At 41.8% G+C, this 25,420-nt stretch carries 23 protein-coding genes and 2 tRNA genes; 7 read left to right on the top strand and 18 right to left on the bottom strand.

What is annotated here, in order from left to right; translation table 11 throughout:
* Window positions 1-139: 139 nt before the first annotated feature.
* The 5 genes from G5B43_RS12735 to G5B43_RS12715 all read right to left on the bottom strand — a co-directional run bounded on the left by G5B43_RS12735 (window position 140) and on the right by G5B43_RS12715 (window position 4,008).
* Window positions 140-1,786, bottom strand: a complete 1,647-nt coding sequence (locus G5B43_RS12735; protein WP_165295135.1) for an NAD+ synthase — start codon at window positions 1,784-1,786, stop codon at window positions 140-142.
* 13 nt (window positions 1,787-1,799) lie between these two features.
* Complete coding sequence (locus tag G5B43_RS12730; RefSeq protein WP_165295133.1) at window positions 1,800-2,210, bottom strand: type II toxin-antitoxin system VapC family toxin; 411 nt, start codon at window positions 2,208-2,210, stop codon at window positions 1,800-1,802.
* On the bottom strand, window positions 2,210-2,458 hold the full coding sequence (locus G5B43_RS12725) for a DUF6364 family protein (RefSeq protein WP_165295131.1): 249 nt from the start codon (window positions 2,456-2,458) through the stop codon (window positions 2,210-2,212). The genes G5B43_RS12730 and G5B43_RS12725 overlap by 1 nt, the downstream gene beginning before the upstream one ends.
* Before the next feature lie 127 nt (window positions 2,459-2,585).
* Window positions 2,586-3,257, bottom strand: a complete 672-nt coding sequence (locus tag G5B43_RS12720; protein WP_165295129.1) for an FKBP-type peptidyl-prolyl cis-trans isomerase — start codon at window positions 3,255-3,257, stop codon at window positions 2,586-2,588.
* 85 nt (window positions 3,258-3,342) lie between these two features.
* Window positions 3,343-4,008, bottom strand: coding sequence for an FKBP-type peptidyl-prolyl cis-trans isomerase (locus G5B43_RS12715; RefSeq protein WP_165295127.1), 666 nt, complete (start codon window positions 4,006-4,008; stop codon window positions 3,343-3,345).
* Window positions 4,009-4,299: 291 nt separating this feature from the next.
* On the opposite strand from G5B43_RS12715, the gene G5B43_RS12710 reads away from it, so the two are divergent.
* Window positions 4,300-4,482 carry a fibronectin type III domain-containing protein gene (locus G5B43_RS12710; protein ID WP_165295125.1) on the top strand — a complete coding sequence of 61 codons (183 nt, stop codon included), beginning with the start codon at window positions 4,300-4,302 and terminating at the stop codon, window positions 4,480-4,482.
* 121 nt (window positions 4,483-4,603) lie between these two features.
* Window positions 4,604-5,032 carry a CBS domain-containing protein gene (locus G5B43_RS12705; RefSeq protein ID WP_165295123.1) on the top strand — a complete coding sequence of 143 codons (429 nt, stop codon included), beginning with the start codon at window positions 4,604-4,606 and terminating at the stop codon, window positions 5,030-5,032.
* A gap of 45 nt (window positions 5,033-5,077) precedes the next feature.
* Here the strand turns inward: G5B43_RS12705 and G5B43_RS12700 are convergent, their stop codons facing one another.
* The 5 genes from G5B43_RS12700 to panC all read right to left on the bottom strand — a co-directional run bounded on the left by G5B43_RS12700 (window position 5,078) and on the right by panC (window position 10,093).
* Complete coding sequence (locus tag G5B43_RS12700; protein ID WP_165295122.1) at window positions 5,078-5,554, bottom strand: thioredoxin family protein; 477 nt, start codon at window positions 5,552-5,554, stop codon at window positions 5,078-5,080.
* A gap of 61 nt (window positions 5,555-5,615) precedes the next feature.
* The gene (locus G5B43_RS12695) at window positions 5,616-7,964 is read right to left on the bottom strand and encodes a TonB-dependent receptor (protein ID WP_165295120.1); all 2,349 of its coding nucleotides are present in this window, start codon (window positions 7,962-7,964) and stop codon (window positions 5,616-5,618) included.
* Window positions 7,965-8,170: 206 nt separating this feature from the next.
* A complete protein-coding gene (locus tag G5B43_RS19415) occupies window positions 8,171-8,542 on the bottom strand; it encodes a hypothetical protein (RefSeq protein WP_240904861.1) in 372 nt (123 codons plus the stop codon).
* A 46-nt stretch (window positions 8,543-8,588) separates the two neighbouring features.
* Complete coding sequence (panD, locus tag G5B43_RS12685; RefSeq protein WP_165295119.1) at window positions 8,589-8,939, bottom strand: aspartate 1-decarboxylase; 351 nt, start codon at window positions 8,937-8,939, stop codon at window positions 8,589-8,591.
* A gap of 308 nt (window positions 8,940-9,247) precedes the next feature.
* Window positions 9,248-10,093 carry a pantoate--beta-alanine ligase gene (panC, locus tag G5B43_RS12680; RefSeq protein ID WP_165295118.1) on the bottom strand — a complete coding sequence of 282 codons (846 nt, stop codon included), beginning with the start codon at window positions 10,091-10,093 and terminating at the stop codon, window positions 9,248-9,250.
* Window positions 10,094-10,237: 144 nt separating this feature from the next.
* Here panC and G5B43_RS12675 point away from each other — a divergent pair, with 144 nt between their 5' ends.
* The gene (locus tag G5B43_RS12675; protein ID WP_165295116.1) at window positions 10,238-11,062 is read left to right on the top strand and encodes a glycogen/starch synthase; all 825 of its coding nucleotides are present in this window, start codon (window positions 10,238-10,240) and stop codon (window positions 11,060-11,062) included.
* A 188-nt stretch (window positions 11,063-11,250) separates the two neighbouring features.
* Window positions 11,251-12,753 carry a Gfo/Idh/MocA family protein gene (locus tag G5B43_RS12670; protein ID WP_206367347.1) on the top strand — a complete coding sequence of 501 codons (1,503 nt, stop codon included), beginning with the start codon at window positions 11,251-11,253 and terminating at the stop codon, window positions 12,751-12,753.
* A gap of 53 nt (window positions 12,754-12,806) precedes the next feature.
* Here G5B43_RS12670 and G5B43_RS12665 read toward each other — a convergent pair.
* The 4 genes from G5B43_RS12665 to G5B43_RS12650 all read right to left on the bottom strand — a co-directional run bounded on the left by G5B43_RS12665 (window position 12,807) and on the right by G5B43_RS12650 (window position 14,572).
* Window positions 12,807-12,880: transfer RNA gene (locus tag G5B43_RS12665), tRNA-Asp, on the bottom strand.
* A 67-nt stretch (window positions 12,881-12,947) separates the two neighbouring features.
* Window positions 12,948-13,021: transfer RNA gene (locus G5B43_RS12660), tRNA-Asp, on the bottom strand.
* Window positions 13,022-13,094: 73 nt separating this feature from the next.
* The gene (prfA, locus tag G5B43_RS12655; RefSeq protein WP_165295115.1) at window positions 13,095-14,168 is read right to left on the bottom strand and encodes a peptide chain release factor 1; all 1,074 of its coding nucleotides are present in this window, start codon (window positions 14,166-14,168) and stop codon (window positions 13,095-13,097) included.
* Between the two features lie 74 nt (window positions 14,169-14,242).
* Window positions 14,243-14,572, bottom strand: a complete 330-nt coding sequence (locus G5B43_RS12650) for a DMT family transporter (protein WP_165295114.1) — start codon at window positions 14,570-14,572, stop codon at window positions 14,243-14,245.
* Between the two features lie 319 nt (window positions 14,573-14,891).
* Between G5B43_RS12650 and G5B43_RS12645 the strand changes: the two genes are divergently transcribed.
* Complete coding sequence (locus tag G5B43_RS12645) at window positions 14,892-17,867, top strand: SusC/RagA family TonB-linked outer membrane protein (protein ID WP_240904860.1); 2,976 nt, start codon at window positions 14,892-14,894, stop codon at window positions 17,865-17,867.
* A gap of 11 nt (window positions 17,868-17,878) precedes the next feature.
* The gene (locus G5B43_RS12640; protein WP_165295111.1) at window positions 17,879-19,513 is read left to right on the top strand and encodes a RagB/SusD family nutrient uptake outer membrane protein; all 1,635 of its coding nucleotides are present in this window, start codon (window positions 17,879-17,881) and stop codon (window positions 19,511-19,513) included.
* Window positions 19,514-19,557: 44 nt separating this feature from the next.
* On the opposite strand, the gene G5B43_RS12635 is transcribed toward G5B43_RS12640, so the two are convergent.
* The 4 genes from G5B43_RS12635 to G5B43_RS12620 are packed head-to-tail and all read right to left on the bottom strand — an operon-like array spanning window position 19,558 to window position 23,023.
* Window positions 19,558-20,250, bottom strand: a complete 693-nt coding sequence (locus tag G5B43_RS12635; RefSeq protein WP_165295110.1) for a response regulator transcription factor — start codon at window positions 20,248-20,250, stop codon at window positions 19,558-19,560.
* Window positions 20,240-21,685, bottom strand: coding sequence for a sensor histidine kinase (locus tag G5B43_RS12630; protein ID WP_165295108.1), 1,446 nt, complete (start codon window positions 21,683-21,685; stop codon window positions 20,240-20,242). The genes G5B43_RS12635 and G5B43_RS12630 overlap by 11 nt, the downstream gene beginning before the upstream one ends.
* 46 nt (window positions 21,686-21,731) lie before the next feature.
* Window positions 21,732-22,292 (bottom strand): Crp/Fnr family transcriptional regulator, encoded by a 561-nt coding sequence (locus G5B43_RS12625; RefSeq protein WP_165295107.1) that lies wholly within the window; start codon window positions 22,290-22,292, stop codon window positions 21,732-21,734.
* Window positions 22,280-23,023: a UDP-2,3-diacylglucosamine diphosphatase gene (locus G5B43_RS12620; protein ID WP_165295106.1), complete on the bottom strand. Its 744-nt coding sequence runs from the start codon at window positions 23,021-23,023 to the stop codon at window positions 22,280-22,282. The genes G5B43_RS12625 and G5B43_RS12620 overlap by 13 nt, the downstream gene beginning before the upstream one ends.
* Window positions 23,024-23,240: 217 nt before the next feature.
* Here G5B43_RS12620 and G5B43_RS12615 point away from each other — a divergent pair, with 217 nt between their 5' ends.
* A complete protein-coding gene (locus tag G5B43_RS12615; protein ID WP_165295105.1) occupies window positions 23,241-25,388 on the top strand; it encodes a prolyl oligopeptidase family serine peptidase in 2,148 nt (715 codons plus the stop codon).
* Window positions 25,389-25,420 lie beyond the last annotated feature (32 nt).

Genomic DNA, 25,420 nt, shown 5'->3' with positions numbered 1-25,420 from the left:
CAATTGTATTGACCCTCCTTAAACGTTAATGTCGCCTTGGAAACTTTGCATCTGTACAAATTTGCCTTTGCACGTACCCTCTATGCAAAGATTTCCCAGCGACGAGTTTTTTTCTATTTTTTTTTGCGGAAAAAAAAGATTAAAAATACTTCGCTACCAATGGCATGACCCGTCCACTACCGAAAGCTTTGGGGCTTACCCGAAGTATAGGTGGTGCTTGGAATCGCTTAAACTCGGCATTGTTTAATAACCCGGCAATACGTTTTACCAACGTCTCGTCGAATCCCGACTGGATAACCGCTGTCACCGATTTTTCCAGTTCAATAAGCTGATATAGTATACTGTCTAAGATATCGTAAGGGGGTAAGGAATCGGAGTCCTTTTGGTCCGGGCGCAATTCTGCCGATGGCGGTTTAACGATGGTATTTACCGGGATGATTTCCCGTTCACGGTTAATATAACCTGCCAATGCATAAGCTTGGGTTTTGTATACATCGCCAATTACACTTAAAGAACCCGCCATATCGCCGTATAATGTTCCATATCCAACGGCTGCTTCGCTCTTATTGGACGTGTTTAATAGGATATGACCAAATTTATTAGAAAGAGCCATGAGGACTGTTCCTCGAATACGGGCTTGTATATTTTCTTCGGTAAGGTCAGGAGCGCGATCCCTGAACGGTTCGGAAAGCGTTTGTTCAAAAGCCTCTGCGACGTCTTTTATAGGGATAATTTGGTAGGAACAACCGGTGTTTTCGACCAAATCCAAAGCATCTTTGAGGGAGTGTTCACTGGAATAGACAGATGGCATCAGGACGGCAAGGACATTTTCTGCACCGAGCGCTTCACAGGCCAAAGCAGCAACCACTGCCGAGTCCAATCCTCCTGACAGGCCGAGTACTGCTCTTTTAAAGCCAGACTTCTGAAAATAATCGCGGATTCCTAAAAGGAGCGCCTGGTGAATCAACGCTATTTCCGATGGTTTATCGTGGTTTTCTACCGATAAGTCTTTTGTAGTAGCCGGCGATTGGGCATAAATGTCCACTACGGTGTAATCTTCCGAAAAGCCTTCTAATGCAGATAGTATGTTACCATTTCTATCCAGCGCTAACGAACGGCCATCAAAAATAATATCGGCATGTGCACCAATCTGGTTAACATATACCAAAGGGCATCCCGCTTTAATGACATTGCGTTTTAATACATTGATCCGATTGTCGAAATGCGTATACGAAAAGGGGGAGGCAGCAATATTGATAATAAGCGAGGGGTTTTCCTTCCGCAATTCTGCCATTAAGTCGCCTACATAGGAGTTTGACACCTCATCGTCCCACAAGTCTTCGCAGACCGTTAGTGCCACCTTCTCTCCTGCGATTTCAATACAAGAGGCAGAACGGTTAGGTTCGAAGTATCGGTATTCATCAAACACGTCGTAATCCGGTAATAAGCTTTTCTTACAGATGTGTTGAATTTGGCCGTCCGCCAGTACCACGGCGGCATTGTAAAGTGGTTTGCCCTCCGGATCCGTATTTGTCACAGGCGAACCGATGATGCAATAAATACCTTGGCAAGCTTGTGCAATTTCCTGTAAGCTATTGGTGCACTGTTGTATAAATTGGGTGTTTCGCAGCAGATCCTTGGCAGGGTAACCACCTACCGCAAGTTCTGCAAAAACAATTAAATCAGCACCATCGGCTTTGGCACGCGTAATATGATGGATAATTTTCTCGTTGTTGGCGGTAAAGTTGCCTATATGATAATTCAGTTGAGCAAGCGCTATCTTCATTGTGTAAGGGTTGTTATTTTCGGTTTAGATATTCCTTTGCTGTTAAAATGGGAATATTAAGTTTTTTAAAATCTTTCTTATTTCGTGTAATAATAATATCCGTATTATTTTCAATTGCTGTATAGTATTGAATAGCGTCTTCAAAATCTTTTTGATCCGATGTTAATGCCAATTCGATTATTTTATCATCTAAGGGCAAAACATCAACCAAAACTTTAAATTTAGCCAATATTTTTCGAGCATCATGCATATTGTAATGTTTAGAAAGCAAAAAGTGTGCATTCGCTATAGTCAAGGACGATATAAATAGTTTTACTTTTTTATCGTCTCCAAGTGTGAACAGTTCCTGAGCTTCTTCATAAAAACTTTCGCGTTTTTGTAAAAGATCGATAACGATGTTTGTATCAATAAAAAGCCTGTCCATCAAGAGTATTTCTTATTTAAGTATTCATAATATTCTTTTTTGTAATCTGTTTCGTTCTCGCGTGGAATCACGCCAGTCAAACTCTCTACAAGAGGACTAACTTTAACATCTTTCTTGTCGTTTTTATTTGTTAATGAATCCAAATAATTTTCAATAAGTTGCGACAAGCTTACGCGATTACTTTTAGCGTAGTCCTTCGCACGATCGATGATGTGCTTGTCTAAATTTAACGTAAGTTTTGTATTCATCTTTGCTCTTTCTTTACGTGTAAATTTAAAAATAAATCACGTATATTGCAAGTTTTTGAATTTTACCCGAAAAAAACCAAAGCCCGCTGATTCACACAGCGGGCTTTGGTTTTTTGTGTAAACTAGGTTACTTTATATCCACCACTTCAATATAAAAATGCAAGGGAGAATCTGCCGGAATAGTAACTTCTCCGTCTTTGTTTTCTATATTATCGTAACAGTAAGGCGAAGGAGCTGCAAATTCAATAACAGTACCCTTTTGAAGCCCTTTTTCGGTAAGTCCGCCGATATTATAATCATTTCCGTTTAGCCGGACCTGTTTGGGGTAAAAAGCAAGGTTCCAAGCGGCAATTAATCCCCTACCCATGCCATCAGTGCCTATCTGGAAAGAACGGGTTTTATCTTTCGGATCATTCGCGGAGGTTTCATCAAACACCTCGCCGTTCAATAATTTACCTGAATACTTTACTTCGACCGTAGGTCTGGCGAGAGCCAAGGCACCCACAGAACTCGGGACTAACCATCTGGTATATGATCCTTCTTCTCCTGGTTCATGGATTTTGAACCAGATGCCGGTGGAATCGTCAAATTGCGCATCTTCGCCAAAATTTGTTTCAGCGAATGCTTTGAGTTCGGGAGCTTGTTCTTCTAATAAAGCTTCGATACGTACTCGGTTTAAGGAATCTCTACGGCGTTGTTCTTCCCCCCAATCGGTATTGTTGTCGTCTGATTTACTGCAGGACATGATGCTTATTGTGGCTAATAGGAAGAGGAAAAAGAATTTTGAAAGGTTTTTCATTGTTTGATTAAGAAAAGAGCGTGTCTAAAAAACTTTGGACACGCCCTTTGTATATTATTATTTTATTGTATTTTTTACTGTTGTATTACTGAATGCTTAATACTTCAAACTCATATACTAATGGTGAGTTAGCTGGGATGTCGCCTACTTTGTTAGCGCCATAAGACCAGAGCGACGGCGATACCACACGGATTTTACTTCCTTTTTTCAAGCCTTTTGTAGTTAATCCACCGATAGGATAGTCCTGACCATTATATCGAATCGATTTTGGGAAAAAAGCTGCAAACCATACATCATTATAAACGCTTGAATTGGATCTAAAGGTGGCAAAATCAAAATCACCATTTTCTTCAGACTGAACTTCTGTACCGTCTAATAACCAAGCAGTATAGTTGACTTTTACTTTCGGCCAAACCATCCCTCCGGAACTAGAAAGCTCGTACGTATAGTCTTCGTCGTCTTCTTCTGTAGGTTCTGCCAAAATCTCGAACCAAAACCCTCTTTTAGGCGTTTTCCCAATGAGCGCGAGCGGGTATTCCGTCTCATCTTCCTGCCATCCTCCTGGGGCTTCAGACGGATTATCTAGTAGATATTCTTCAATCTTAATTTCATCCGCAGCTAAGGAAGCGGCAATCGCTTCTTCTTGCTGACGTTGCTCAGCCTCTCTCTCTGCACTGTCATCTTTCATACAAGAACTGAATGCAACTGCGGTACATAATAATACAATTAGTGGTTTAAATAGAGTTTTCATCTTTTATCTTTTATATCTTTTCTAACCAATAGAACGCAGGCTTATACCTTAATGCTACAGCAAAAATAAGAAAATGATACTAATTTTAGAATAGCTTGCAGAACGGCGACTAATTATAGGACGCAGTATTACGTTGTGTAAGACGATTAAACATATTCATTTCCGAAACAAAAAATAAGTTTTGTCGGTGGTGCGAAGATTTTGTTTCGTCATTACGTTCCTATTTTCGCAATATAATCGTGTTTGTATACCGTATCGCAGAACTCAAAGTAAACAGCTGGAGACGGGTGCTTGCCTATCAATGAATACCGACAGAAAAACAGCGGTACCGATTGGAATAGGGTCGTAAGCTCGAAATCCAAAGTGACGATAACCGGGCTAGATCCGGTGAAGGAATATGAGTTTCGTGTCGCATATATTGGTCGAAATCCGCAGATAACCTATAGTGATGTTGTCATGTCCTATGTGTTTTAAACGTCTTTAAGCAGCTTCTAAAGCGATCTTTTGTTTATATCATGGTTCGTGAGATGGATTTTTTTATTTAGATAAAAAGAACTATCTTTATTTGTCTAATTGCGTTAATAATCAATTTGTTATGAAAACCGTAAAACACATCCTCGAGAGAAAGCCGTCCGTCATCCACGCTGTAAGCCAAAACACTTCCGTACTGGAAGCTTTGCAAATAATGATGGAAAAAAATATCAGTGCGTTGTTGGTTATGGAGGAAAATGCGCTGGTTGGGATTTTCACAGAGCGTGACTATGCTCGAAAAATCGTCTTACAAGGTAAATCTTCCAAAGACACACCGATTCACGCGGTTATGACGCATAACCCACGAACCATCACCACCGACGAAAAAATTGAAAATTGTATGGAAATGATGACCAACAACCTATTCAGGCATTTGCCGGTGGTGGAAGATCATACCGTTATGGGTATTATTTCCATCGGTGATATCGTCAAACATATTATCGAAGATCAAAAGCAGACCATTGATCAACTTCAAAACTATATCAGTAGTTAGACGCTAGGAATAGGGCGTATCTTAAATGCATACTTTCGGACGTGGTTATTTACCAGTTGATAATACGTTCAACAGCTTCTTTCTATCTAGATACTGAAAAAATCGTTGTTGCACGGTAAAATCAGAATCTAGAATCAAGGTCGTGGGAAAAGTAAATTGACCATTGCGGGTGGCTAATAGTTTGGCTATGTCGTGATATTGTCCCATACGCTTTTGCTTCACTTCATTGGTGATAATTTGCCCGTCAAAATATACTGTATCCGCACTCTCTGCATCAAATTTGACGGCATAGTAATGCTGATTGAGTTCGTTTACAATCTCGCGATCGGTAAAAACATCGCGTTCCATTTTACGGCAATAGGCACACCAGTCGGTATGAAAGAACAACAGAACTTTTTTGGGTTTGATAGCCAATGAGTCTGACAGTTCTTCAAACGATAACCAGTCAACAGTATCCCTTTGTTGTGCAAAGGAAAAGGATCCTAATAAACAGAGGGTTATGATGGCGATATGACGTATCACTGTATTGTTCCTTATTTTTAAATTGTGGAGACGCCACAAACGGACGTCTCTACAACGTATTTTAATGAAAATGCCCAATTCGGATGCCAAAGGTATACGTCCGTGGCTTCGTAGGGCCATAAACATAATCCGAATCCCGTAACGGCCCGCTATCGAAATCGCGTTGGAAAGCATTAAACATATTTTGTATGCCTCCAAACAGTTCGACGCTAAATTCTTTTCTTATAGGTAATGTATAACCTAAGCGTATGTTCATTTCCATAAAATCTCGCGTCGTTTTAAGCAACATGGTTTCATCTGGCTGATAGTGTGGGGCTAACATGCTTCCTGTATATACGCCCGTTATATCCACAGCGAATCTCGATGTGGGTTTCATGTTGACGTTTAGATAGCCATAAGCGTTCGGAGTACGTACAAATCGGGTAGTATATACATCGTTTGAAGGATCTTCCCCTTCAAAAATCTCCTGGGCTTCTTTATATTTCGTGCGTTGTATGGTTCCTCCTGCCTGCAGGGTTAAGGCATTCGATGGAGCCACACTCAACTCGATATTGGTACCATATACTTTAGCTCCCGTGCCATTACGCATTTCTTCCAAAATAATGTTGTCTTCCTCTGAAGTCATGACATTTATAAAAGGATTGTGTAAATCCGTATAAAAACCTTCTACCAATAAGCTCGTTTGTGTGCGACCGAAGTTCCGTGTATAATTGAATGAACCGGTATAGGCATCGGAATACTCCGTTTCGAGATCTTGTCCCATTAAAACAAAAACCTGGTCACCACCTATGGAGGTTACATGCATATCTTCGTTGAATGCTTGTGGGGCTCGGAATCCACGTGCATATCCCCCCCGAAATTGAAGTTCTCCAGTGATATCATACAGTACAGTAAAACGTGGGCTGAACGTACCGAAATTCTCTTCCGAAGCCCGGTCGTGGTTTAATAACGCGTATTTACCATCGACATGTGTATGATCATAACGTGCGCCAAGTAAAAGTTTTAGCGGATCGATCACTTTCCACTCATATTGTGCGTAAGTACCGATTCCTCTTGTTTTTTGGTCAATGCTTCTGCTGTATCCGGGGATGTCATCATCCGTATTGTTAACTGTAAACTCTACGCCAGCGGTGAAAATATCTTTTTCAAAGTGGTAGGTATACTGTCCACCAGTCACCATGGCGAAATCACGGGTGGTCCCATAAGCATTCGCGGCAATGATGCTATCCTGTCGATCTGTCGATCCGCCTAAACCACCATAGTAACTGTCGCGTGCACTTTTTTGAGCGGAAGCATAAAGCGATATCTTATGTTTCCAATCTTTTGAATAGTGATCGTAGGTCAAGCCGCCGATGAAAGAATTTGTTTGTAACTGCTCCGTAATGTCTGTGAAATGTGGTGCTAGTTCCAAACGATCGCCGCCTCGACGAAATTCATTCAGCACACTCAAGTCCAACGTGATTTTATCGTACTCTGACGGTTTAAAGAACGCTTTGGTACCAAATGTCGTATTGCGCATCTTCGTAATTTCTGAAAAACCATCTCCATTGGCGTCCCAGGCTTCTCTATTACGGTGCATACCATAGAAGGTGACACCTGTCATGAGATCGTCCTCTACAAAAGAGGTGTTAAAATCGATTGTATTATCCCAGGCTTTTCCATCGATCAACGAATTCGTGGATTTAACCTGCCAATCGTTTTCTATCGGGTCTTTGGTAATGATGTTAATAGTTCCCGCGATGGCATTTGCACCAAATAATGCCGATCCACCGCTTCGTACAACTTCGATGCGGTCTATCATACTGGTTGGAATTTGATCTAACCCGTATACACTGTTAAGCGCGCTGAATACAGCGCGGCTGTTAACCAATATTTGGGAATAAGCTCCTTCCATACCATTTAACCGTACTTGGGAAAAACCGCAATTCTGGCAGTTGTTCTCAACCCGGACGCCTGGTTGGTAATTCAATGTTTCCGACATGGCTACAGATTGTGTCGCATTGAACAGCTTGGGACCTAGTACATTCACGACCACAGGAGCTTCACGTCGGTCTAGACCATATCGGGTGGCACTCACTACCACTTCATTCAAGTTCAGGTTATCTTCCTGTAAAACGATGTGCACAGGGCTATTACCCACGCTTTCCAACGACTGCCTGTTTGTTTGATAGCCGACGGCACGTGTGATAAGTGTGATTCGTCCGTTTAATATACCGGAAAAGGCAAATTCTCCGTTCTCGTCCGTTGAGGTGGCTTTACCCGAACCATCGATAAGTACGGTGGCCTGTGCGATAGGGTTACCATCTGGCTTTGTGATCTTTCCTTTTAAGGACGATTGCGAAAACAAAGCAAGGGGAAATATATAGAGTAAGGCTATTAGATAAAGCCTGTTGTTGTATCTTTTTGTCATGTATATAATTCATATGAAACTCGAGACCATGACACCATCCTGAATCAGCGTTTTGTCCTGAAAAGACATCACGGGGATAGGCGCCAAGCGAATGAGCAATTAAGGTATGCTGGAAGTGAAGGAAATCACCACATCATACAAAACCTTATCCTGTAATAATTAAATGCGTTTAGTTAAATTTCCGAGGACCACCCGGAAAGTGGAAATTAGGATAGAAAAGAGGAAGGAGGACCCCGCAAATCATAATGAAAGAGTGATGTGGAAGGCGCGGTTTCCACCAGCTCTGCATAATGTATGCGTAGCATAATTGGCGTAATGGAAAGCTCAAAGGCCTGTAAATCGCTAGCTACGAATACACCTGCAAATACAACGTTTAAAAACTGAATTTCATCGTCCGAGTGGTGATGATGAGGTTCCCCTTTTTTAGTGAAGTCATAAGGGTGAATGTGGGTAACAATCTCCCCCGTTGATGTGACCTCTTTGTGCATGAATACTACGCCACTGGTGATAATAGCCACCATCCAAACGCTTAATGACCAAGCGATAAGATTACGGTATGTAGTACTCAGTTTATGCATACATGTATCTTGCGTTGATATACGAAGATAAAGAAAGATAAGGGAACTATAGTGTTAATTTATTGTTATGATCTGGAAATAGCAACGCGGGTTTGTGTACCCTGGCTTCTTCCGGTGTCATGCTCGCATAAGAAATAATAATAATAATATCACCCACCTGCACCAGCCGGGCAGCAGCGCCGTTGAGGCAAATAGTACCTGTTCCACGTTCACCCGGAATAACGTAGGTTTCTAGTCGAGCCCCGTTATTGTTATTTACAATCTGCACCTTTTCGTTCGCAACAATATTTGCCGCATCCATCAAATCCTCATCAATCGTGATGCTTCCCACGTAATTCAGTTCCGCCTGCGTAACGCGAACCCGATGAATCTTTGATTTCATTACTTCAATCAACATATTACAAAATTACCTAAAATTTTTTTAATTATATGATTTGGCGTCTTCATTTGCCATTTGTGTCTATTGCCTTCGGATGGATATGGACCTCGCAACCTAACCCGCTTGATCCGCCGTTCCTTAGTAGCGTAACACCAGCTAAAAAATTATGCTTTGGTAAGTATTGCACGCCCCTCTCCTTAACAGTACATGTCGCCTCAAAAGCTTTGACAGCTGTAGAAATTACATTATTGTACTATCCCAGATGTCAAAGGTTTTCAGCGACGACTTTTTTTGGTTACTTTTTTTGAGAGAAAAAAAGTAACATATTAATCCAATAACATATTATCAATCAACCTCACCCCCTCTACCCAGACAACGAGTAATGCAACATGGCTTTTAGTAGGATCGATGTGATCAATTTCTTGTAATGAACGGCTTTCACATATCGCTAGATATTCCACCTCTAATTCTTCTTCATGATAAAGGATGTCTAAGGCTTCTTTTCGAAGGACGGTCAGTTCACGTTCTTTAAAATAATGCTTGATATGGTTCAAGGAACGGTATAACGCCGATGCTTTATTCTTTCCAGCTTCCGAAAGACGCGTGTTGCGAGAACTTAATGCGAGTCCTTTCTCGTTTCGGATAGTTGGGCAGATATGTAGAGCAATAGGTAGCTTTTTTATGTCTATCAGCCTTTGGATGACCATAACTTGTTGGAAATCTTTTTGTCCAAAACAGGCAACATCGGGCTCGACCAAGCGGAATAGCTTATATACGATCTGGGTTACGCCCTGGAAATGTCCCGGTCGCTTTTCTCCTTCCCATATCTGTTCCAAGTTTCCAAGATCAAGATGCCAAGATTCTTCCGTTTTCGGATACATTTCTTCCACGGTCGGTATAAAAGCGACATCACATCGGACTTCTTGTAACAACCGTAGGTCATTTTCTTCTGGGCGTGGATATCTTTCGAGATCGCTTGGGTCATTAAATTGAGTGGGATTGACAAAAATACTACACACTACGACGTCAGCAATTTGCTGTGCATCTTTTACTAACGAAAGATGCCCTTCATGAAGTGCTCCCATAGTGGGAACAAGCGCTATACGCTGATTATTTTCGCGAATTTTATCGAGATAAGTTTGAAGGGCCTGTTTTGTTCTAAATATCTTCACGGCAAACGTTAAAATGAGGGCGCAAATTTGCAGAAATAAATCTGTAATATAAAGACGTAAAGATTAATAGATTGTAAAATTCATAAAATAGTCGTATCTTTGTAGACCGATTTTACTGTTCGATAAATAAAAAAAGAATTGGAGATGGCAAAAACGAAAATATTGTTTGTAACCCATGAGATGTCGCCTTTCCTTGAAATAAGTAAAATTTCTGAAATAACACGCCAATTACCACAAGCGATGCAGGAGAAAGGATTTGAAATCCGTATTTTGATGCCGCGTTTCGGTAATATCAATGAGCGCAGAAATCGTCTTCATGAAGTGATAAGGTTGTCGGGAATGAACATCGTGGTGGATAACAATGACAATCCGCTTATTATTAAGGTTGCTTCATTACCTGCTGCACGGATGCAGGTGTATTTTTTAGATAATGAAGAATACTTTCAGCGGAAAAAGGTTTTTCGTGACGACAAAGGTGAGTTTTTTACAGATAATAACGAACGATCGTTGTTTTTTTGTAAAGGTGTACTAGAGACTGTGAAGAAGTTGGGGTGGTCACCGGACGTGGTGCATTGCCACGGTTGGTTTTCGGCTATGGTTCCGGCATATTTAAAAACGGCTTATAAAGACGATCCCACATTCAAGGATGCTAAAGTGATGTATTCCCTTTATGCAAACGAAGACTTTGATACTGTTGGACCAAAATATGCCGAGATGGCGGCGCAAGACGACATGAGTTCGAAGGAAGCAGCTCCTTACGGCGATGGCTCGTATGTAGATATGTACAAAGGAGCACTTTCATATACGGATATAGCTGTATTTGTCGATGGAGATATACATCCAGAGCTCAAAGTATATGTGGAAGAAAATGGGATCCGTAGTTTCTCCCCTGAGGGAGATGCTGATTACGAAGGATTCGCAGAAGTGTTTGAGGAGTTTTCTACAGCTGATGTAGAAGAGACTGCATAGAAATTTTTCATGATTTAGTAGTTTATAATTTTTAAAGGAAAGAGACGCGATTATATCGCGTCTTTTTTGTTTGATATCCTGCCGAGATGTTTTTTATTATATATTTCCTCTATAAAATAAGCCTTGAATGGCAGAGGAGAGCAAAATAAATTCATTTTATATTATGCGCAATTAAATTGCATATAAAAATGAATTTATTTAGGTTTGGTCAACGCGAAGTTTTTTCTTACTTTGGATGTGCTAACTGTATCGTTGAATACACGTATACGATAAACTATTATAAATGGAATAACATGGAGAGTTTTTCAAGAAGATCATTTTTACAGTCCGTTGCATTGCTTGCTGCGGGGTCGGTAATGTCCTTGCCTGCCAATGCATTTGGTTTGAACCGCAAACTTAGGGTCACCTTGGTCGGCACAGGCATACGAGGTATCTCTTTCTGGGGACGCCGGTTGGTGGAACAGTATCCAGATCAGCTGGAATTTGTTGGGCTAAGCGATATCAATCCCGGCAGGTTGCAGTATGGAAAGGAGTATATGAAAGTCAATTGTCCGACCTTTGTCAGCTTTAAGGAGATGCTCCATACAACGAAACCAGATTTGGTCATCGTATGTACGACAGACTCATCTCATCACGAGCAGATTATCGAAGGACTGGCTGCAGGCTGTGACGTGCTCACTGAAAAACCGCTGACAACAGATGAGATAAAAGCCCAAGCCATTCTAGATGCTGAACGCCAGTATGGCAAGAAACTAATTGTGGGATTTAACTATCGCTGGAGCCCATATATGACAAAGATCAAGGAATTGATCATGAATGGCGAGATTGGAGAAATCACGTCGGTTGATTTCAATTGGTACCTCAATACCCATCATGGCGCATCTTATTTCCGACGCTGGCATGGATTGATGAGCAAAGGTGGGTCATTATGGATACACAAGGCTACACACCATTTTGACCTACTCAATTGGTGGTTGGATTCGGAGCCAGATGAAGTGTTTGCTTACGGCGCGTTGGAACATTATGGAAAAAACGGACCTTTTCGAGGGACGAGTTGTCGGAGTTGTTCGTATAAAAAAGAGTGCAGTTACTATTGGGACATCACCAAAGATTCCCATGCAATGAATCTATATGTAGCGAACGAGGTACATGACGGGTATATTCGAGATGGATGTGTTTATCGAAATGAGATTGATATTTACGATAAGATGTCTGCACAAATCAAGTACGCCAATGGGACGATAGCCAATTACTCGCTGACTACCTATTCTCCGTTTGAGGGCTGGCGAATTGCATTTAACGGACAAAAAGGACGCATCGAGGCTTGGCTAGATATTCCATGGATGAAAAATGATAGCTTAGACCAGGAGAGCCTCCATGCTGCGGAGATGCGACAAGTCGAAAATGTGGATATTATTCATGAACCTGTCGTTCTTTATAAGAACTGGCAGGATTACCAGATCATCCAGGTAGCTAGTGAACGCGCGGGACATGGCGGTGGTGACCGACGCTTGCATGACAAGCTGTTTAAACAGCCTGAAGCCCCTGATCCATACGGACATTCAGCTGGGCTGCGGGACGGCGTCATGTCTATTTTAATCGGTGTAGCTGCCCGCCGTAGTATCGAGCAGGGCAGTCCCATCAAAATAGCTTCACTGACCGATTTAAAACCCAAAGTCAAGCGAGGATAGCGTGTTAAACGAAATAAAAAAGGGTTTATCTATATAGATAAACCCTTTCCTAGCGGTCTGGACGGGACTCGAACCCGCGACCCCATGCGTGACAGGCATGTATTCTAACCAGCTGAACTACCAGACCTAATTTCTTCTTTTTATAGAAGGATATTCTAAGAACTTTTTCGAAGCAATAATTGCTTCCTTTTTTGCGGTCTGGACGGGACTCGAACCCGCGACCCCATGCGTGACAGGCATGTATTCTAACCAGCTGAACTACCAGACCTCATATCCTTCTCGTTTGAAGGTGTGCAAATATAGGTGTATTTTGCAGAATGCGGAAATTTTTTTGAAAAAATTTAGTCTACTGCTCCATCTTTCATTTTCTCTGCATTCTCTGCAAATTGGAGGGCATCTATAATACCTTGAATATCACCATCCATAACAGCCGGGAGGTTGTAAAGCGTCAAACCGATCCGGTGTTCTGTAACGCGTCCCTGCGGATAATTATACGTTCGCACCTTAGCGGAACGGTCTCCTGTAGACACCATCGTTTTACGTTTGGCAGCTACATCACCGTGTTTTTTCTGAACCTCAAGTTCGTACAGTTTATTCCGAAGCATCTCCATCGCAAGCTCACGATTTGCTAACTGCGAGCGCTCAACTTGGCACACAACCACGATCCCAGAAGGCTTGTGTGTCAACTGCACCTTCGTTTCTACTTTGTTGACGTTTTGCCCTCCAGCACCACCCGAACGGGAGGTTTGCATTTCAATATCACCGGGGTTTAGCTCTACATCGACATCTTCAGCTTCCGGCAAAACAGCTACGGAAGCCGCAGATGTATGCACTCGTCCTTGCGTCTCCGTATCCGGAACGCGCTGCACACGATGCACGCCTGATTCATATTTTAGTTGGCCATACACATCTTCGCCGATGACTTTTAATATAACCTCTTTGTATCCACCAGACGTTCCCTCCGTTACATCCATTACTTCCGTGCGCCACCCCTTTGTCTCGAAGAAACGAGTATACATTCTATATAGATCTCCCGCGAATAGGGCAGCTTCATCTCCTCCCGTACCTCCACGAATCTCGATAATAGCATTTTTGCCGTCCTCTGGATCTTTCGGGATAAGCATCAATCGAACTTCTTCCTCTTTTTCCTCTTTTTCCGTTAATAAGATATCAAGCTCCTCTTTTGCCATCTCCCTTAACTCCTGATCTTTTTCATTGGCGAGTATATCTTTATTGGTCTCTATATTACTAACGATATTCTTATAGATATGATATTGCTCCACAATTTTACCCAAGTCCTTATACTCCTTGTTCAACTTGGCAAAACGTTTCATATCATTGATGGTTTCGGGCTTGCTTAATTCAGCTTCTACCTCTTCCCACCGCTCTTTTATAGCTTGTAGTTTCTCTAACATAGTGCATAATGCTCTTGATAACGGAAACATATTTTCCGTTTTTACTAGGCACAAAAGTACATTTTTTTTTGGTATTAATGTGTGGAAACTACCTTGAGGCCGATAATCGAAGCGATCAATGTAAAAATGAAAAATACACGCCAAAAGTCAGTTGGCTCTTTAAATATAAAAATGCCAACCAGGACAGTTCCCACTGCGCCAATCCCTGTCCAGACAGCATAAGCCGTTCCTAGCGGCAGCGCCTGGGTCGCTTTCATCAGCAGTAGCATGCTCACTGTTAGGCATACGCCAAAACCACCATACCAAAGGTACATTTCGGTCCCCGTAGTGTGTTTCGCTTTTCCTAAGCAAGACGTAAACCCAACTTCAAATAATCCTGCGATAATCAATATAATCCAATTCATAGCTTTTTATTGTTGACTACAAATATCTGAACACTACACGAGAATTCTTTTTACAAATGATAAAAAAGAAATAGAGGTAGAGCTAGAGCTAGAGTAAGAACAGCTAGATTTCGAGATCGTTAACAACTCATTAACAAGTCTGCATGCGAAACGCTGTAACTTTATTGCTACAATTTATAGACTTGAGTATTTATACAAAGATAAAACCGGATTATCTATGTAGCAGCTGACAATAAACTATATTAATATGCTAAACAATTACAGTTCAAACAGGTGTCGGACAGGTTTCGTAAAAGGCAGTATGCTATGCTTTGCTTTGATGACTTGCAACTATGGTTATGCAGCGCATAAACCATATCAGGATGCAACAGAAATAATAACTTCAACTACTCAGCAACAAATCATTACGGGTACTGTACGGAACACATCTACAGGAGCTCCACTTTCAGGAGTAACCGTCAACGTGAAAGGAGAGGATGTCGCTACGCAAACGGATGATAAGGGTAACTTTGAAATTCCAGCGGAAATTGGTGACGTACTGCAAGTTCGTTTCATTGGTTTTTCTACCCAAGAGGTGACTGTGCGAGAAACCACGATCCAGATTAGGTTAACTTCCGATGAAGAAATATTGGATGAGGTCGTGGTCGTCGGTTATGGTACACAGCGACGGAAGGAAATTACCTCTGCGGTTGCCTCGGTCAAAGAAGAGGATTTCAACCGAGGAGGAATGAGAAACCCAATGGAGCTTGTTCAGGGTAAAGTGGCAGGGTTGAATATTACACGTGCTCAGGGGAGTAATCCAAATTCTGCGACGAATATCCAATTAAGAGGTATGGCCTCTATGAAAGGGACGAATAGCCCACTCATTGTCATTGATGGGATTCCTGGAGGGAACCTGGACTTAGTCAAGCAGGGAGATATTGAATCGATCGACGTACTGAAAGACGGGTCGGCAGCAGCTATTTATGGCACCCGGGGAAATGGTGGCGTAATTCTGGTAACGACTAAAAAAGGAAAGGCTGGTACACCACAATTTGAATATTTGACCTATGGGCAATCCGAAATCGTGAACCGTAGACCTACTATGCTGAACGCAACACAATTTCGTGAAAAAGTAATTGACGGACTGAACCGACCATCGTATGACTTAGGATCTGACACCGATCTTTACAGTGAATTAATAAACAAAAATAATTTTTCGCATTTCCATAATTTTATAGCCAGTGGTGGTGGGGAAAATTCAACTTATCGGGCTTCCTTTAACTATGAACAGGCACAGGGTATTGCCAAATCGAACAGTAAAGATCAGTTTGGAGGCCGGATTAATTTTAATCAGACAGGACTTAACGACCGATTGACGTTGTCTGCGAATATTGCCGCTAATTTCGCTAAGGCCGACTTATTGGGTGGCCGGAAGGACGACGATTCAGAAAATGTTCCAGATTTCGAACAGGCTGTACAACGTAATCCAACCGCCCCTATTTACAATGAAGACGGATCTTTTTATCAGACGCAGGAATACAATAACTATAACCCGATGAGCCGATTGGCACATCGTATCAATGACCGGGCACAACAAACTTTCTCGGGCAATGCCCGTCTCAAATACCAGATTTTGGATGAACTGAGTGTTTCTGCCTTTGGATCCTATGTCCGCGATAACTGGAATGATCGTCAGTATCGTTCTACGGAAGATTGGGACCAGCGACTTACTTCGGAATATCAAGGGATGGCTTATGCTTATAAACGCAATGAGTTGAACTGGACCAAGACATTCGAGAGCACGATTGATTATAATAAGACTTTTAATGACCTGCACACCATAACAGGTCTATTGGGTTATAGCTATCAGTATGCTACAGCGGAATGGTTTGATATGTCTAATAACGGATTCACCACCGATGGTTTTCTGGATTGGAACTTTGGATCTGGAACCGCGCTTACGAATGATCAGTTGCCACGGCCCACCATGGGGTCGTTTAAAGAAGACAATACACTGATCGCATTCTTTGGTCGCGTGAACTATAATTATGCTGATAGGTACTTTGTTACGGCGATCTTACGCCGTGAGGGTTCGTCCAGATTTGGTGCGAATAATAAATGGGGTAACTTCCCTGCGGTCTCGGCGGGTTGGAATATCTCCAATGAGGAATTCTTTACCAACAAAGAAGTGATTAATGACCTGAAGTTACGTGTAGGTTATGGGGTAACGGGTAATCAAGGTATTCCAAACTACCTTTCGTTAATTACATTGGGAACCGGCGGTGTGTACCCACAAGGTGGTATTTATTATCAAACCTACGGACTTTCCCGTAACCCAAACCCTGATTTGCGTTGGGAACAGAAAGCGGAAACGAATATCGGCGTCGACTTCGGTTTGTTCAACAATAGGGTGACCGGTGCGCTTGATGTATACCACCGGAAAACTTCTGATTTGCTGTATGAGTATCGTGCGCAACAACCATCTTACGGACAGTCAACCATCTGGTACAACGTAGGCGAAGTTGTTAACAAGGGAATCGAATTGCAGCTGAGTGGTTCGCCGATTAGAAATGACAACGTACATTGGCAGATCGATTTTACCGGCAATTATCAACAGAATGAATTGACAAAGCTGTCTAGTGATGTCTTCCAAAGCGATTATTTAGAATTTGGCGGTCTTCCTTCTCCAGGTAACTTAGGCTCCGCAATTCGCTTGGAAGAGGGGGGAGAAATTGGGTCTTTTTACGGAAAACGCTTTGCCGGCTATGATGATGCTGGGAAATGGCTGTTTTATAAAGCGGACGGATCTACTGCACATGCGGGAGACATGAATAATGATGATTTGACGTATATCGGAAATGGAGTGCCCAAATTTCAGGCATCTTTGGGTAACCGGGTTAGTTATAAGGGATTTGATTTGACGGTATTCCTCCGCGGTAAATTTAAATATGATATTCTGAATACAGCAGACATGTTCTTTGGGAACAAAAAATGGTTGCCCAATAATGTTCTTGAATCTGCTTTCGGCAAGCACGATCGGTTAGACGACGATCCGCAGTACTCAGACTATTACTTGGAAAATGGCTCATTTGTCAAGATTGATAATGTTACCTTGGGATATAACGTCAGTCTGAAAAGCGAACATGTCAGAAATCTTTATGTTTATCTAACCGGTAGAAATTTGGCTACCATCACATCCTACTCTGGATTGGATCCAGAACTACAAGATACCGGATTCGATGCCGGGATTGACTCAAGGGGCTTTTATCCGAGAACACAATCTTGGGCATTTGGGGTGAATATTGGCTTTTAATGGAAGGAATCATGAGAATATTTAAAATACATACGATACGATTTGCGGTCGCGACCTTGATAGCAACGACCGGATTCTCTGGCTGCACAAATTTGGAGGAAAATCTTTACAGTGACCTAGAAGAAGATAGTTTTTACAAAAATAAATTGGAGGTCATGCAGGCAGCATTGCGACCATTTACACATATGCAGGCTTGGCTGGCACCGACTGGCGGGAATGGCTTTTATTATCATTCGGAATTGGCAGCAGATCAAGTGGCTTGGCCCCAAAAAGGTCGTCACGGGTATGATGGCGGAGACCATTTCCGGTTGCATTATCATACATGGACCGATAATGAGAACCGGATGAGGACCGCTTGGGAATTGATGTGGACCGGAGTTGGTTTTATCAATAATGCTTTAAGCGATATTGAAGCACTCGATATGGAAGCCGTCGGAATGGCACAAGAAGAGATGGATGAAGTAATCGCCCAGCTGAAGGTATTGCGAGCCTATCATTACATGCGCATTATAGATATGTGGGGCAATGTTCCCATTGCTACAGAAGTTGCCGACGTTCCCTTGAACCCGGAAACCAGACCTCGTGCGGAAGTCTTTGACTTTGTAAAGACGGAGCTTGAAGCGGCAGTGGAAAAGTTGCCGAATTTATCTGCGGAAACGGTGGGTAAAGTAAACAAGGCAGCAGGATATGCCATGCTTTCGGAGTTATACCTAAATGCCGAGAAGTGGTCCGGTACGGCCATGTGGGATGAATGTATAAACGCCTCGGAAAAAGTAATCTCCGGAGCGGGGGGTGGTATTGGAGGAGTCCCTCAATTATCCGCAGATATTAATGCCATCTTTAGCAATACGAATAGTGCAAACCCCGAAGCACTTTTCCAATTCCAGTTTAGTCGCAAAGGAGGTTTTACTTTTGATTGGGGAGGTTTCTACATGAGCTATGACTATATGAAAGAGGTGTTGGATGTAGGGTATGGTGGCTGGAATGCGTTCGTCGTAATCCCGACAGCCTTTGATGCTTATCAGGAGAGTGATCTGCGCAAACAGGATTGGTTTCTCTTTGGGCCGCAGTATAAATATGGAACGCAAACACCGGTAAAAGGAACGGAAGAGTATGCAGGACGAGATCTGGTCTATGTGAACTCCATCCGCCGAGAAAGTGAGGGCGACATGAGTTCAGAAGGCTCTATGGCCGAAGGAGAAGAAAACTCAGGTGCGAGGTTCCATAAATATAAGTCGGGACGTTTAAGCGACGAGAACTATCAGGAAAACGATTATATTATTTATCGCTTAACCGAAATATATTTCAATAAGGCTGAGGCACTCATGCGTAAGAATGGCGGCACCGCTGATCAAGAAGCTGTTGATTTAATCAACGAGTCGAAAGAGCGCGCCTTTGATGCTGCCAGCTGGAATGCGAATAAATATACCACTGCGAACCTAACCCTTGAGGAACTTCTTGCCGAAAGAGGACGGGAGTTTATCTTCGAAGGTAAGCGTAGGACGGATTTGATCCGTTTCGGTACATTTATAACCGGATCTTGGTGGGATCATGAAGCGACAAATGATGAGCAGAAGGAATTGTTCCCCATTCCACAGACTCAGCTGGCCATCAATCCTAACTTGCAACAGAATCCCGGCTATTAAAGAAATAAGAATAGGATGGTTACGAACGGAAACGGGTAGGTACTTCAGCGTACGTGCCCGTTTTTTTGCTTTAAAATGAAACCTACTTTAAAAACAGTATCTAAAGTCAAAAATTTTGAATGCCGTAAAATCTTGCGAATCCGACTAATAAAAACATCTAAGCTGCGGCCGAGAAAATAATCGTTGTCACCCCACACACTGATCAAAATATCTTCTCGCTTTAATACTTGCTCCACATGCTCCAACAGATATTTCCATAGTTCAAATTCACGTGCAGTGAGTTTATATACCTTGCTGTCATCGATCACCAATTCCATAGTGTTATTGCGGAGGTAAATATCACTTACCTTCAATTCATCCCGCGTCGATCCTTGATGTCGATTCAAGATATTATGGATACGCCAAGCTAGCTCTTCAACGTCAAACGGCTTTGTGATATAATCCGCAGCACCTAATTTCAATCCTTTCAACCGACTTGTTTTTTGATTTCTCGCCGTCAGAAACAGAAAGTGTACATGTGGCTTTATTTTACGGATGCTCTCGACGAGTTCGAAGCCATCCTTTCCCGGCAAATGAATGTCGACTAATAGTAAATCGTAGTCGTTTACTTTGCAGTATTCTAAGGCTCCAAAGCTGCTTGGTACTAACTGCGTCGTAAACCCCACTGCATTCAAATAATTTTTCACTTCTTGACCGAGATCTTGGTCGTCTTCTATCAATAACAACTTACCTTTCATCCTTCGTTTTTCTTATCGTTTTGGGAATGATGATCCGAATCTCCGTTCCCCGTGTATCACGCAGATGTATTTCTTGCTTCCATTGATGGGTTTTTATCATTTGATCAACATAATATAGCCCTAGGCCTAGGCCACCTTTTTCTTTGCCTTTTCTGCCCTGATAAAACTTATGAAAGACGTGCTGTTGCTCTTCTCGTGGTATTCCCTCACCATTATCGGAAATTTCTAGCAAAACGTTTGCCTTTGTTTCTCTAAGCCGTATTGTTACTTCTTTATCCGTACTATTGTTATGTTTTATGCCGTTCTCAATAAGATTGTTTATGGCTGTTGTAAGATAAAAAAAATCATAACTTATAAAAAAGTCCTTTATATCGGTCTCAAATTTTATGTCAACATGCGAATGATGTATATATTTTAAACGCAAATCATGCAAACTATTTTCTATATCTTCGACCAGGTTACGATGTTCCTTACGAACATTGCTGGGGTCGAACATCGATATGCCAATAGCTTGATCTACTAATTGATCAATTCGTTTAGATTGCCTTTCGATGACCGCAATGCTTTGTGTGACGTGCGTGTTGTTGTAAGATTTTGTTTCTCGTATTAGGTTTTTGACGGAAACGGATATGGATGATATAGGTGTTTTAAATTCATGGGTAATGCTACTCAAGAAATCCTGTGTGACTTCATTTAGTTTTTTCTGCTTCTGCCAACGCCGAAAGGTTAAAGTATAGGTTGTCAAAATAATAAATGTACAAATAGCCGTTAGAAGAAAAAGTGGGAATATCTTCTTAAAAACCGCGAAATTTTGTGAAAGGTTTAGTCCGTAAAGGGTAAATTTTACGCCATAGCTATAGGGCATATAAGAAGAAACTGAAATATTGGAAACTACCTCGTTTGGACTGATATAACGCTCGTTCCCATCAATACAAATGGGTAGAAGAACGTCATTCCAAATCGTTAGATCGATATAGTTTTTACCATCGAATGAGATCGAAATTTCATCGAGTGTTATTGCATAACCATATTTTTCCAGATCTAGGTGGATTGATTTCAGAATAGCGGACATCACGGAATCCATATTGGATGCTGCGGTCAATTCTTCCAGAATATGTTTAGTGATCAGACGTATGGAATCATTAAACATTAGTCTATTTGTTTTATACAGGTGTTCTAAATCCATGAGACGCTCTTTATTCAACGAATTGTCAAACACGTTTTGACCTCCCGGATATAGTTTGTCATTAATGATTGCCTCCCCATAGAGATGCTTGATGACATTTTTCTCTTTCTGCGCAATTTCACGGCTTTCAATATGATAAGAACTTGATATGAGCTTGTATTGTAGAAGTAGAAGTATAAAAAAGCATAGCGTAGCAAGTAGACGCAACGCTATATCTCGGGGGATATTGCTGAAGCTATTTTTGGTCATGCGTGCAAAATTTCTGTATAGCATCTTCCGAAGCAAATTTAGGGCATCATTGCTTTGCGCGAATTCTACTCAAAGTAACCTGTGATATACCTAAATAGGAAGCGATAAACCCCAATTTAATTTGATTAACGAGTTCCGGAGCGCGGTCTAACAATTCTTGATAGCTCTCAGCCGCCGTTTTAAAGAGTTTTGACATCAACCTATACTCGATTTTTAATGTTTCTACTTCGGCAAGTTTTCTGCCCCAATTAGCTATACCGAGGGTATTGGCAAAAAGAGATTGTAATTGGGACGTATTTATACGATATGCTGTTACCGGTTCAAGGGATTGTATCGTTTCATAACCTGGTTTGCCATGTACATAGCTGTTTAAAGATATCAAGACGTCACCCGGAAAGGCAAAATCTAAAATGACTTCGCGTTCCTCTTTATAATAAAATATCCGACAGGATCCTGTTTTCAGAAAGTACAAGTAATGGGAGTTCTTACCAGCTTCTATGATGCGCTGCTGTTTATCAAATTCTATTTCTTCAAAAAGTTCCGATAACTTTTTTTGATCTTCCAGTTTAAGCGGAGCTATACGTTGAATGATAGTCAGGGCGTCCATTTCTTCAGTTTCAGTTGCGTGCCGTCCCATACAGCATAGGTACGAGCATACATCCATTCGCCCAGATTAACGATACGGCTGTTTTCATGAAGTTTGACGTCATAGGCAAGATGTCGATGCCCAAAGATAAAATAATCAAAATGTTCCTGCTGCAATAGCCCTTTGGCATATTGAATGAGCCATTCCCGGTCTTCTCCTAAGAAATGTTCTTCGTTCAGATTGGCCGCCCGGCTGTGTCGAGACCATCTTTGTGCGATACCAATGCCTAAGTTCGGATGTAATCTCGCAAAAAGCCACTGACAGACCTTACTTCGAAAAAAGGCTTTCAAAAATTTGTACTTCGTGTCTCCCGGGCCAAGTCCATCACCATGGTGTATATAGAATCGTTTGCCATCCATATTCAATATCATTTCATTATCGACAATATGGGCGTTTAATTGTTCTTTCAGATAACCGAACATCCACATGTCATGATTGCCTTTAAACAGCGTGATTTCCACGCCGAGGTCTGCCAATTCTGCTAATTTTCCCAGAAAGCGGATGAATCCTTTAGGGACTACGGTACTATATTCAAACCAGAAGTCAAAAACGTCTCCTACCAAAAAGAGAGCCTTTGCGTCGTGCTTGATATGTTCTAGCCAAGAGACTAATTGCCGCTCCCGCTCCAGCGAGGTAGTCTTGGGCGTAACACCCAAATGAAAATCGGAAGCAAAGTATATTTTATCTCTCATGGAGCGTCAAAATTAATCAATTTTTGATTAAAGTTGTTGTTTTAAGCCGAACCCCTCCTTTAACATTCAAGGTCGCATCCAAATGTTTTACAACTGCACAAACTTATTTTTAGTACTATCCCTAATGTAAAATATTTGAAGCGACGAGGTTTTGCTTCTTTTTACGGGAAAAAAGAAGATAAAAATCCTAACTTGCGCTTGGTTTAAAAAATTGGTTATGAATAAAAATTTAGGAATTATGCTGCTGGCTTTGGGCTTCACGGCCTGCAACCAGGAGAAAGTTATTGAATCAAAAAATGATATCGTGCTAAAGCCTTATCCGAAAACAGAAAAAATTGATCAGAAAGATGCGTATTTTGGGACAACCGTCGAAGACCCCTATCGTTGGTTAGAAGACGACCTATCTGCGGAAACCAAACAATGGGTGACTGCTCAAAACGAAGTAACCCAAGATTATTTAGGTCAGATTCCATTCCGTGATGCTATCCATAAGCGTTTGGAAAGTTTGTGGAATTATGAAAAAGTGGGCGCGCCGATTAAGGAGGGAGATTATATCTACTTCTATAAAAATGACGGGCTTCAAAACCAATACGTACTTTGGCGTAAAAAAGGCGAAGATGGAAAAGAGGAGATTTTTTTGGATCCTAACAAGTTTTCAGAAGATGGTACGAGTTCATTAGCGGGCATATCCTTCTCTAAGGATGGTTCGTTGGTTGCTTATCAGATTTCGGAAGGTGGGTCTGACTGGAGAAAGGTTGTCGTTCTGAAAACGGAGGATAAATCTATCGTAGGGGATACGCTGGTAGATGTTAAGTTCTCCGGATTGGCTTGGAAAGGTAATGAAGGCATATATTATAGCAGTTATGATAAGCCTAAGGAGGGATCCGCGTTATCCGCTATGACAGACCAGCATAAACTGTATTTCCATAAGCTAAATACGCCGCAGACAGATGATAAACTCGTATTTGGTGGACCAACTATGCCACGGCGTTATATTGGTGCCGGATTAACGGAGGATGAAAGCTATTTGATCGTGTCGGCGGCAAATGCTACGTCGGGTAACGAACTATATATAAAAGATCTTTCTTCCCCTGACGCGGAATTTGTAACGGTGATAGGCGATATGGAGAAAAACCACGAAATTATAGATAACGATGGTTCCAAATTGTTTATCTATACGGAACTGGATGCTCCAAATGGACGGGTAGTAACGGTTGATGCGGCGAATCCGCAACCGGAAAATTGGCAACCATTAATCGCGGAAACCGAACAGGCACTATCGCCCACTGTAGGTGGAGGGAAAATATTTGCTAATTATTTGAAAGACGCGACTTCGCTTATAAAGCAATATGACCGAAATGGGAAACTAGAACGGGAAATCGAACTCCCTGGCATAGGTTCTGCGGGTGGGTTTGATGCGAAACTGCAAGATAAAGATTTATATTATTCTTTCACAAATTATGTAAATCCGGTTACAATCTACAAATATGATATCGTATCTGGAAAGTCGGAAATTTATAATAAATCGGCTATCAATTTCGACCCTTCACAATATGAATCGAAGCAAGTTTTTTTTGCTTCCAAGGATGGGACCAAGATACCGATGATTATTACGTATAAAAAGGGTATCCAATTAGATGGGACAAATCCAACGATGTTGTATGGCTATGGTGGATTTAATATAAGCTTAACACCGTCGTTTTCTACTAGTAATGTTATTCTACTAGAACAAGGTGGGGTATATGCTGTAGCGAATCTCCGTGGAGGAGGAGAGTACGGCGAAAGTTGGCATCTTGCTGGTACGCAGATGAACAAGCAAAACGTATTTGACGATTTTATCGCGGCAGCAGAATATCTAATCGATCAGAAGTATACTTCTCCAGAAAAATTAGCTATTGCGGGCGGCTCCAATGGAGGATTATTGGTTGGAGCGAGCATGACACAACGCCCGGAGCTTTTTAAAGTAGCTTTTCCGGCAGTTGGTGTGCTGGATATGTTGCGTTATCATAAATTTACGGCAGGTGCGGGTTGGGCGTTCGACTACGGCACTGCTGACGATAGTAAAGAGATGTTTGAATATCTGCATAAGTATTCGCCTTATCACGCACTGAAACCAGGAACAGCTTACCCAGCTACCATGGTGACAACAGCAGATCACGATGACCGTGTCGTTCCGGCACATTCGTTTAAATTTGCTGCTCGTTTGCAAGAATACCATAACGGAGACAATCCCGTTTTAATCCGTATCGATACAAAAGCGGGTCACGGAGCAGGGAAATCGACTGCGATGGTGATCGCCGAGCAAACGGATAAATGGGCATTTATGTTCCAGAATATGGGAGTAGGTTATAAGGAGATAAAATAAAAGCGAGGGGCGTTCTTCTTTAACGCCCCTCG

This window comes from Sphingobacterium sp. SGR-19 (assembly GCF_011043555.1).
Lineage (GTDB): Bacteria > Bacteroidota > Bacteroidia > Sphingobacteriales > Sphingobacteriaceae > Sphingobacterium.
Note: the sequence above shows the minus strand (reverse complement) of the source record. Positions and strands in the feature narration are given on the sequence as shown.